We start from the raw sequence: 10142 nt of genomic DNA on the forward strand, positions 1-10142 counted from the left end.
GCGTTTCGCTTGTTTCGTCAACCCCCTGATTTTCCTGCAACGCCGTTTCCGGCGCTCCCCGTTGCGCTGCAACTACTTGATTTCGCTACTGTTTCGGCGGGGAGGCGAACTATAGCAAAGGCGCAACATCCCTGCAAGGATTTTTCGGAAGTAATCGTTGGCACCATGTTTTCTTACTAATGGTATGTCAGGCCCGCCGCCCGACGGTCCAATTCGACATGTTCGGCAGCACAGATGAAGAACCCATGCAGAACGTCGATTCCCGCAGCGCATGGGCACACTTCAGGGCGTATTCTTTTGCTCATATACGGTACAGGTGCTACATTATGGAACACTCTCGCAACGATCAGAGCGCCGCGATCCAGGCCCCAACGGAGGAACCGAGAACATGTATCAATCAACAGCTTCGGCGCCCTCTTCCGTCGGCGCGATGGAGTTTGGCGCCGCCACGCCGCAGGCGCGCTCAACGACGTCGGAATGGGAAGATAATATGCCCGTTATCATAGAGACCTCGCATCAGCGTTCCATTGCCTACGGTCTGCGCGCCACCGCCGCGCCCGACTTCGGCCCGGTCGCCAAGTCCGAATTGTCGCTGCTAATCGAGCAAAACCGCATGCTGCACACCCACGCGGTGCCGGCCATGGAGACGCTGTACCAGCAAATCGTCAACACCCACAATATGGTGATCCTGACCGATGCCAACGGCGTCATCGTGCATTCGCTAGGCGACGACGATTTCCTCGAAAAGGCCAACCGGGTCGCGCTGCAGCCGGGCGTGGCGTGGTCGGAGGAAAGCAAGGGCACCAACGCGATCGGCACCGCCATCGCCGAAAAGGCGCCGACGCTGGTGCATGCGGATCAGCACTATCTCGCGGCCAACCATTTTCTGACCTGCTCGGCGGCGCCAATTACCGACCACCGCGGCAACGTTATCGGCGTGCTCGACGTTTCCGGCGACCAGCGCAGTTTCCACAAGCACACGATGGCACTGGTGCGCATGTCGGCGCTGATGATTGAAAACCAGTTATTCGCCGCCAACTTCGAGGACGCGATCACGCTGCACTTCCACGCCCGCCCCGAATTCATCGGCACGCTGATGGAAGGCATTGCCGCCTTCAGCCCCGGCGGGCGCTTCCTGTCGGCCAACAAGACCGGCCTGTTCCAGCTCGGCCTGTCGTTCGCCGCGCTGCAATCGCACACCTTCAGCTCGCTGGTCGGCCTGCCGGTCTCGGCGCTGTACGACCACTACCGCACCGCCGCGCCCGGCCTGCTGAACCTGTGCATGCACAGCGGCGTGCGCGTCTACGGCAAGGCCACTCTGCGCCTGGGCAACAGCGCCTTCCAGCATGCGTTTTCCAGCAAGCCCGAGGTCAGCCCGGCCGCGCCCGCCACCGCGCATGCGGCGGCGCCGTCCAGCCACGCCGCCAGCGCCGCGCGGCGCCTGTCCGGCCTGCGCTACCTGCGCACCGGCGACCCGCAACTGGAACTGGTGATCGACAAGGTCACCAAGGTGCTGGGCCGCGACATCCCCATCCTGATCATGGGCGAGACCGGCACCGGCAAGGAGCTGCTGGCCCAGGCCATCCACAACGACTCGCCGCGCACGGCCGGACCGTTCATCGCGGTCAACTGCGCGTCGATCCCGGAGACGCTAATCGAGTCGGAGCTGTTCGGCTACGAGGACGGCGCCTTTACCGGCGCGCGCAAGAAGGGCGCGCTCGGCAAGATCTTGCAGGCCAACGGCGGCACGCTGTTCCTCGACGAGATCGGCGACATGCCCTTCGGCCTGCAGGCGCGCCTGCTGCGCGTGTTGCAGGAGCGCATGGTCACGCCGCTGGGCAGCGCCAAGTCGATCACCGTCAACGTCGAACTCATTTGCGCCACCAATCACAATTTGCGCGAGCGCATGGCCAAGGGCCTGTTTCGCGAAGATTTGTACTACCGCCTCAACGGCCTGGTGGTGAAGCTGCCGCCGCTGCGCGACCGCAGCGATCTGGACACCGTCGTCAAGAAGATCCTGGCGATCGAAGCGCCCGACGCGCACTACGCGCTGTCCCCCGAGATTTTGCAGTTGTTCCACCAGCACAAATGGCCCGGCAACTTCCGTCAGCTGACCAATCTGCTGCGCACGGCCATCGTCATGGCCGGCGACGAGCAAGAGATTTGCCTGCGCCACATGCCCGATGATTTCCTCGACGATATCGAGCAGACGCAGGTGGCGGGTGCCGGCGTCAGCACCGACCAACTGGTGGCCTCGGGCGCCAACCTGGAGGCGATGGAGCAATCGGTGATTTTGAAGTCGCTGGCGGCGAATGGCGGCAATGTGTCGGCGACGGCGCGGGCGCTGGGGGTGTCGCGCAATACGATTTATCGGAAGGTGCCGCATGTGAAGTAGTCGATGCCACGCGATTTCCCCCTCACGCCGCTGCCGGAAAACCCGGCGAGCGGCAAGGCGCATTTCTCGCGGACGATGTTGTGGTAGTAGCACATCCAGGCTTCCGTATTGATCGGCTCGCCGACACCGCCCAGCAGGCGCAGGCTGCCCAGGTCGTCATTGGCACGGCGTTGCTAACGTTGCCGTCGGCGGCGCGCAGCGCCGCCATGGCCAGCAGCGATACGATCATTTTCTTGTCCACTCTATCCCGTGGATTGTTGGGTTATTTTTCGCCGTGTGGCGGCGGCTCGGACTGCAGCAAGCGGCACTCGTCGTCGCTGAACAGACGCGAACGGGTTAGAAAGCGCTTCCCGGTTCCGTTGTCGAGCGAGAACATGCCGCCGTTTCCGTCCACCACATCGATGATCAACTGGGTATGCTCCCAGTATGCGTATTGCTCCACGCCCATGTAAAACGGCGTCCCGTCCAGACTGCCCAGATAGACGTCGGTGTCGCTGACGTTGAACTCGCCGGCGGGATAACACATCGGCGAACTGCCGTCGCAGCAACCGCCGGACTGGAAGAACATCAGCGCGCCGTGGCGCTGGCGCAGTTGGTCGAGCATCGCCAGCGCCGCCTCGGTCGCGACGACGCGGGAAATTGTGTGCTTCATGGGACACCTCTCGAAAAGCCCGCGGCGGCGCCGCCGCCGCGGGCATGCACCTTAAAAGAAGCCGAGCGCTTTCGGGCTGTAGCTGACCAGCAGGTTTTTGGTCTGCTGGTAGTGGTCCAGCATCATCTTGTGGTTTTCGCGGCCGATGCCGGACTGCTTGTAGCCGCCGAACGCGGCGTGGGCCGGGTACAGGTGGTAGCAATTGGTCCAGACGCGGCCGGCCTGGATGCCGCGGCCGACGCGGAAGGCGCGCGAGCCGTCGCGCGTCCACAGGCCGGCGCCGAGGCCGTACAAGGTGTCGTTGGCGATTTCCAGCGCCTCGGCCTCGTCCTTGAAGGTGGTCACCGACACCACCGGCCCGAAGATCTCCTCCTGGAAGATGCGCATCTTGTTGTTGCCCTTGAACACGGTCGGGCTGACGTAGTAGCCGCCCTCAAGGTCGCCGGCCAGCGCGTTGCGGGCGCCGCCCGCCAACAGCGTGGCGCCCTCCTGTTTGCCGATGTCCATGTACGACAAGATTTTTTCCAATTGCTCCTGTGATGCCTGGGCTCCGATCATCGTCGCCGAGTCGAGCGGGTTGCCCTGCTTGATCGCGGCGACGCGTTGCAGCGCGCGCTCGATGAAGGCCTCGTAGATCGATTCCTGGATCAGCACGCGCGACGGGCAGGTGCACACCTCGCCCTGGTTCAGCGCGAACATGGCGAAGCCTTCCAGGCACTTGTCGAAGAAGTCGTCGTCGGCGTCCATCACGTCGGCGAAGAAAATGTTGGGCGACTTGCCGCCCAGTTCCAGCGTCACCGGAATCAGGTTTTGCGCGGCGTATTGCATGATCAGGCGGCCGGTGCCGGTTTCGCCGGTGAAGGCGATCTTGGCGATGCGCTTGCTCGACGCGAGCGGCTTGCCCGCCTCCAGGCCGAAGCCGTTGACGATGTTGAGCACGCCCGGCGGCAGCAGGTCGCCGATCAGTTCGATCAAGACCATGATCGATGCCGGGGTCTGCTCGGCCGGTTTCAGCACCACGCAGTTGCCGGCGGCCAGGGCCGGCGCCAGCTTCCACACCGCCATCAGGATCGGGAAGTTCCACGGGATGATCTGGCCGACCACGCCCAGCGGCTCGTGGAAGTGGTAGGCGTAGGTTTCCGAATCGATTTGCGCGACCGAGCCTTCCTGGGCGCGGATGCAACCGGCGAAATAGCGGAAGTGGTCGATCGCCAGCGGGATGTCGGCGTTCATCGTCTCGCGGATCGGCTTGCCGTTGTCGATAGTTTCGGCGGTGGCGATCAGCGCCAGGTTTTGCTCGATGCGGTCGGCGATCTTGTTGAGGATGTTGGCGCGCTCGGCCGGCGAGGTCTTGCCCCAAGCGTCCTTGGCGGCGTGGGCGGCGTCCAGCGCCAGCTCGACGTCCTCGGCGCTGGAGCGGGCGATTTCGCAAAACACCTGGCCGGTGATCGGCGTGACGTTGCCGAAGTAGGCGCCGTTAACCGGTGGAACGAACTTGCCGCCGATAAAGTTGTCGTAGCGCGCTTTGAAGGGATTGGCAACGCCGAGTTTGCTGATGTCCGCGAGATTCATGTCGTCCTCTATCTGGTCTGGTTGTGGTGTCGTTCCGGGGAACGGTTTGTGTGTTGCCCACCCATCATTTCGCAAGCACCGTGCCAGCTTGTTATCGCGCCTCAAGCGCAGCGCCGATTGCGCCGTTTCCACGGGCGTAACGGCGCAAGGGTGGTCTGGCGGGGGCCGCCGCCGGCATCGGCCGGGGCGCTCTACGCTGGCACACCTGTTCCAAATGTGAACAGGCGGCGCGGCGCAGTGTTTCAGGGAGCCACCACTCGCCACGGTAATTCGCCGACCTTGACGTGGGCCACCTTGCGCGCGGCTGGCCATGTCGATCACGTAGCCCGTGTTGACCGGCTCGCAGGCGACGTAGGCGCGGCTGCCGTCGGGGGCGACGCCGGTGCCGCGCGGGCGCGGGCCGGCGGCGATCTGCCGCACCACCTTATCGGTGGCGGTGTCGATCACGCCTGCCGTAAGATGGCTCCTTCGACCACTGGCAGGCATATTGCGCAGAAGCAGGTGAGACTTGCGGCAAGCAAACTAACCCCCCATCAGGAGACCACGCCATGCAGCACCGATTTCGCTTGAACGCCATTGCCAGCCTGTTCGCCACCTTGGCGCCGGCCGCCGCGGCCGCAGCCGATACTGCGACGCCGCTCGACGTCGTCGTCGTCAGCGGCAGCCGCGTCGAACACAGCGCCTTCGAGCTGCCGGCTTCGGTCGACGTACTCGACGGCGCCCGCATCCACGACGGCCAGATCCGCGTCAACGCCTCCGAGGCGCTGGCCGCCGTGCCCGGGCTGGTGGCGCAGAACCGCCAGAACTACGCGCAGGACTTGCAGATTTCCTCGCGCGGCTTCGGCGCCCGCTCGGCCTTCGGCGTGCGCGGCGTGCGCCTGATCAGCGACGGCATCCCCGCCTCGATGCCGGACGGCCAGGGCCAGGCCGCCACCTTCAACCTCGACATGGCCGAGCGCATCGAAGTGCTGCGCGGCCCCTTCTCCGCGCTGTACGGCAACCACTCCGGCGGCGTGATACAGATGTTCACCAAGGACGGCCAGGGCGCGCCGACGCTGGAACTGGGCGTGGTCGGCGGCAGCGACGGCGCCCGCAAGACCGATCTGAACGCGCAGGGCCAGGCCGGCGCGGTCGGCTACGTGCTCGACGGCTCGCAGTTCCGCACCGACGGCTACCGCAAGCACAGCGCCGCCACGCGCGACCAACGCTTCGCCAAGCTGACGCTGGCGCCCGGCGCCGACAGCAGGCTGAGCGTCGTCGCCAGCGGCCTGCGCCAGGACGACACGCAAGATCCGCTGGGCGTGCTGTGGAGCATGCTGCAGCGCGACCCGCGCGCCGGCGAAATCGATCCCAACGATCCGCAAACACCCAAGCGCAGCTTCGCCGAACGCTACGACACCCGCAAGAACATCGAGCACCAGCAACTGGGCGCCAGCTACGAGCGGCGCTTCGGCGACGAACGCCTGCGCCTGTCGGTGTACGGCGGCAACCGCCGCGTCACGCAATACCAGGCGTTCTCGAAAGCTTTCCAGGCGCCGGCCAGCCATTCCGGCGGCGTGGTCGATTTCAAGCGCGACTTTTACGGCGCCGATCTGCAATGGCAGAGCGTGCGGCCACTGGCCGGAGGCGAGCTCAGTACCACCGTCGGGCTGGAATACGGCCGCTCCGGCGACGACCGCCAGGGCTTCGAGAACTTCATCGGCAGCCGGTTCGGCGTCAAGGGCAAACTGCGCCGCGACGAGCGCGACACCGTCAGCAACGTCGATCCCTATGTGCAAACCGAGTGGCAGGCGGGCGCCTGGCTGCTCAGCGCCGGCCTGCGCCACAGCAAGACCGACGTCGACGTGCAAGACCGCTTCCTGGGCAATGGCAACGACAGCGGATCGCTCAGCTTCAGCCACACGACGCCGGTGCTGGGCGTGCTGTACAAGGTGACGCCGGCGCTGAACCTGTACGCCAGCGCCGCGCGCGGCTTTGAAACGCCGACGCTGAACGAACTGTTCTACTCCGGCGCCGGCGGCGGCTTCAACTTCCATTTGCAGGCGGCCACCGGCAAGCACCTGGAAGTGGGCGCCAAGGCGTTGCTGGGCGGCCACACCCGCGTCAACGCCGCGGTGTTCGAGGTGCGCACCAGCGACGAGCTGGTGGTCGACGCCGCCGCCGGCGGCCGCACCAGCTACCGCAACGCTGGCGAGACCCTGCGCCAGGGGGTGGAAGTGTCGCTCGACTCGGCCTGGGGCCACGGCCTGGGCACACGCCTGGCGCTGACCGGCCTGCGCGCGGTCTACGACCAGGCCTTCGCCAATGTGGCGGCCGGCAGCCGCCTGCCCGGCATGCCGAACGCCAACCTGTACGGCGAACTGGCGTGGACCGCGGCGGGGGGGCGCTACGGCGCAGCGCTGGAAACGCTCGCCAACGGCAAGGTCTACGCCGAGGACAGCAACGTCGAAAAGGCCGCGCCCGGATATGCCTTGCTGAACCTGCGTCTGAACGCCAGGCAAAGCTGGGACAACTGGAGCTTCAAGGAGTTTGTCCGCGTGAACAACCTGGCGGACCGCAAATATGTCGGCTCGCTCATCGTCGGCGACAGCAACAAGCGCTACTACGAGGCGGCGCCTGGACGCAACTGGCTGCTGGGCGCCAGCGCGCAATACGCCTTCTGAGGCTATGAAGTTAGCGCGCGCAAACCGTCCTCGCCGCTGGGGCAGGCCGCCCCTCGCCGCGCATGGCGCGCTGGGACGCCGGCACCGAGCGCAGGTACAGATTTTCGTGCTCGACGGCGATGTCGACGCCGCCGTCGTTGTTGTTGTTCAGGCGCACGCTGCCGACTGCGCGCTGGATCAACACGCCGCTGGCGAAGATATGCTGCCCTTGCTGCCGATGATTTCAATGCCAGACAGCGAATGCGGCGCGTTGTAGATGTCGTGTACCTGGCCCAGCGTGCCGTTGTCGAACTCGACGACCGCCATCAGCCCTTCCTCCACCCCGTCGACGGTCATGCCGCCGCTGGTGGCGCAGGCGCTGCCGTGGCGCGGCTCCGCGTTCAGCAGGAAACGCAGCCGATAGCGATCTCCAGCATATCGGCGCTCAGCCGTACGCTGGCGCCCAGTAGGCCGTGGGCGCCGCGGATGGCGGCGACGAAGGCGTCGCGCTTGGCGGCCTCGATGCCTTCGAAATAGCTGACCTCGAACTCGCCGCGCAGGCGCGCCAGCAAGAACTCGGGCAGCTTCTTATATACAACGATGGATTTTTCACGGCTTCCCCCGCCTGTTCAAGATTGGCCGGCGGCGGCGAGCTGGGCGCGCGTCGGCAAGCCTTCCATGTCGCCGGCCACCTGGGCCGCCAGCGCGCCGATGCGGTTGCCGCGCTCGACCGCCCGCTCCAGCGGCAGCCCCTCCAACAGGGCGCTGACCAGGCCGGCGGCGAAGCCGTCGTCGGCGTCGCGGAAATAGGCGCCGTCGGGACCCAGCTTGACGACAACGAGCTGCACACCTCGCTCAAGGTAGAAACCGGCGATGTCGTGCGGCCGCTCGTGGCCGGTCAGGATCTTGCCCTCGCCCAAGCCGGGCAGCACCCAGCTGGCCTTGAAGGCGAGCCAGTTCAACTGTTCGACCATGACGGCCTGGGACGGCCACAGCGTCGGCCGCAGGTTCGGATCGAAGGACACGCTCCTGTCGTTGGCGCGCATGAAGTCCATGGCGAGGCCGGCGAAGGCTAGGCTGCTTTCGGACAGCGCGGCGGCGACGCCGCTGGCGTGCAGGTGGCGCGCCGCCAGGAAATACTCGGGATCGAAATCGGCCGGGGCCAGCCTGCTGGCGGCGGAACCCTTGCGAAAATACTCGACCAGCGGATCGGCGCCGTTCTCGGCCTTGGACTTGAGCAGGAAGCCGCTGGCCTGGCCGGCAACGATGGCGACGCGGCTGCAATCGATGCCCTCCGCTTCCACCCGGGCGCGGATGAAGCGGCCGAAGGAGTCGGCGCCAACCCGGCTGAGCCAACCGACGCGCAGGCCCAGCCGCGCCAGGCCGATGGCGACATTGGTTTCGGCGCCGGCCAAGCGGCGCGTGAAATGCGACACCGTCGCCAGGTCGCCGGTCTCGTCGGCAACGAACATCGCCATTGCCTCCCCATACGTTACAACGTCAAGTGCGTGCATCTGTAAAATTTCCTTGATGATTGTCATGCCGCCGCCAGCATCTGGATATAGCGGCCCGTCTCGGCCACCAGCGCGGCGCCCGACAGCGGGAATTCAATGGCGCACTGCACGCCCGGCGGGAAGTGGGCGAACACGGCCCGTTCCGACGCCGGCACCCGCGTTGCCGCCCGGAAGTCGACCTTGCCCGATTCCAGCGACGGCACGCGGGCCGGCGCGGTCAGCGGCACCAAATCGAGGCGTTGCAACATTAGCGCGAGTTCCAGGGTCACCATGCCGTTCGACGCCAGCAATGCCACCCGGCGCCCCGGCCATTGCATAATAAACTGGCGCACCCTGGCATCGACGGCGGACTGCTCGTCCAGATCCACTTCCAGCACTTCGCCGTGGCAGGCATCGTGTTCCGCTATCGCAGCGAGGAAACCCTCGGCGCGCATCGCGCGCGAACTGACGCCGGCCAAAGGCGGCGCGACAAACGCGACGGCATCGTAACCCTGCGCGATCAAATGCGCGGTGGCCAGCCTGCCCGCCTGGACATTATCCAGCCCGACCAGGTCGAAATCCAAACCTTCAATGCGGCGGTCGATCAGCACGATCGGTATGACGGCGTGCTGCAATTCAAGGGACTTGATATTGCGTCCCTGGGTATTCACGATCAGACCTTCGATGCTATACGAGCGCAGCGCGGCCAGCGACTGTTTCTCGCGCTGTTCGTCGTTTCCCGTGTTACACAAAATCAAGGTGTAACCATGCTGCTGGCATGCCGCCTCGACGCCGCGCAGCACCGCGACGGAATAGGGATTCAGAATGTCCACGACGACCATGCCGATCAGGCGAGTACGGCCGCGCTTGAGACCGCGGGCCATCTGGTTCGGCTGATATCCCAGACGGGCGATAGTGCTTTCGATACGCTCGCGGATATTGTCGGACAGCGCGTCGAGTTCGCCACCTGGTCTTCGACACGCCTGCCTCGCGCGCAACCTGGGCGATGGTAGCGGGACGTCCGTGTTCGCCAGACGATGTTTTTGCTGCCGTTTGCTTGATTCAAAATCGCCCCTCGCAGCTTTGTCTTGGCCCAAGCTAGATTTTTGGAGCCGGTACCAAAAAAAGCATCCAAATGAGACCGGCGCAAGCGATTTGATAGATTGTAGCGCTGAGAACACGAAAACGTGGGCAAAGGCAAACTAAAGGCAGGGGCTAGGGTCAGGCCCGAGGGATTGTCCTGGGTTGACAAGCCCACAAAAACGCGGACGAAAAAAGCCCCACATCTCTGCGGGGCTTTTTTAATATAACAAGCCTGACGATAACCTACTTTCACACTGGTTGCAGCACTATCATCGGCGCAAAATTGTTTCACGGTCCTGTTCGGG

General features: G+C 65.0%; 10 protein-coding genes. 3 read left to right on the forward strand and 7 right to left on the reverse strand.

From position 1 onward, the window contains the following. Both ACFDR9_RS25310 and ACFDR9_RS25315 read left to right on the forward strand, forming a co-directional pair. A partial coding sequence (locus ACFDR9_RS25310) for a hypothetical protein (protein WP_409032753.1) occupies window positions 1-180 on the forward strand: 180 nt, incomplete at its 5' end. A gap of 310 nt (window positions 181-490) precedes the next feature. Further along, on the forward strand, window positions 491-2395 hold the full coding sequence (locus ACFDR9_RS25315) for a sigma-54-dependent Fis family transcriptional regulator (RefSeq protein ID WP_157406795.1): 1905 nt from the start codon (window positions 491-493) through the stop codon (window positions 2393-2395). Between the two features lie 262 nt (window positions 2396-2657). Here ACFDR9_RS25315 and ACFDR9_RS25320 read toward each other — a convergent pair whose 3' ends face one another. After that, the gene (locus tag ACFDR9_RS25320) at window positions 2658-3047 is read right to left on the reverse strand and encodes a DUF779 domain-containing protein (protein ID WP_017878478.1); all 390 of its coding nucleotides are present in this window, start codon (window positions 3045-3047) and stop codon (window positions 2658-2660) included. 51 nt (window positions 3048-3098) lie between these two features. After that, window positions 3099-4619, reverse strand: coding sequence for an aldehyde dehydrogenase (adh, locus tag ACFDR9_RS25325; protein ID WP_017878477.1), 1521 nt, complete (start codon window positions 4617-4619; stop codon window positions 3099-3101). Between the two features lie 548 nt (window positions 4620-5167). Here adh and ACFDR9_RS25330 point away from each other — a divergent pair. Further along, window positions 5168-7282 carry a TonB-dependent receptor family protein gene (locus ACFDR9_RS25330; RefSeq protein WP_409032754.1) on the forward strand — a complete coding sequence of 705 codons (2115 nt, stop codon included), beginning with the start codon at window positions 5168-5170 and terminating at the stop codon, window positions 7280-7282. A gap of 10 nt (window positions 7283-7292) precedes the next feature. Here the strand turns inward: ACFDR9_RS25330 and ACFDR9_RS25335 are convergent, their stop codons facing one another. Genes ACFDR9_RS25335 through ACFDR9_RS25355 form a run of 5 tightly spaced genes read right to left on the reverse strand, consistent with a single transcriptional unit; the run spans window position 7293 to window position 9851 of the window. Further along, window positions 7293-7463, reverse strand: coding sequence for a hypothetical protein (locus ACFDR9_RS25335; RefSeq protein WP_409032755.1), 171 nt, complete (start codon window positions 7461-7463; stop codon window positions 7293-7295). Continuing rightward, complete coding sequence (locus ACFDR9_RS25340) at window positions 7460-7618, reverse strand: hypothetical protein (protein WP_409032756.1); 159 nt, start codon at window positions 7616-7618, stop codon at window positions 7460-7462. The genes ACFDR9_RS25335 and ACFDR9_RS25340 overlap by 4 nt, the downstream gene beginning before the upstream one ends. A gap of 44 nt (window positions 7619-7662) precedes the next feature. Then, a complete protein-coding gene (locus ACFDR9_RS25345; protein WP_409032757.1) occupies window positions 7663-7833 on the reverse strand; it encodes a hypothetical protein in 171 nt (56 codons plus the stop codon). A gap of 57 nt (window positions 7834-7890) precedes the next feature. Beyond that, window positions 7891-8775, reverse strand: coding sequence for a sugar kinase (locus tag ACFDR9_RS25350; RefSeq protein WP_409032758.1), 885 nt, complete (start codon window positions 8773-8775; stop codon window positions 7891-7893). 23 nt (window positions 8776-8798) lie between these two features. Beyond that, window positions 8799-9851 (reverse strand): LacI family transcriptional regulator, encoded by a 1053-nt coding sequence (locus ACFDR9_RS25355; protein WP_409032759.1) that lies wholly within the window; start codon window positions 9849-9851, stop codon window positions 8799-8801. Between the last annotated feature and the right edge of the window lie 291 nt (window positions 9852-10142).

It is taken from the genome of Janthinobacterium sp. CG_23.3 (assembly GCF_046115965.1).
In the GTDB taxonomy this organism is placed as follows: Bacteria; Pseudomonadota; Gammaproteobacteria; order Burkholderiales; family Burkholderiaceae_D; genus Janthinobacterium.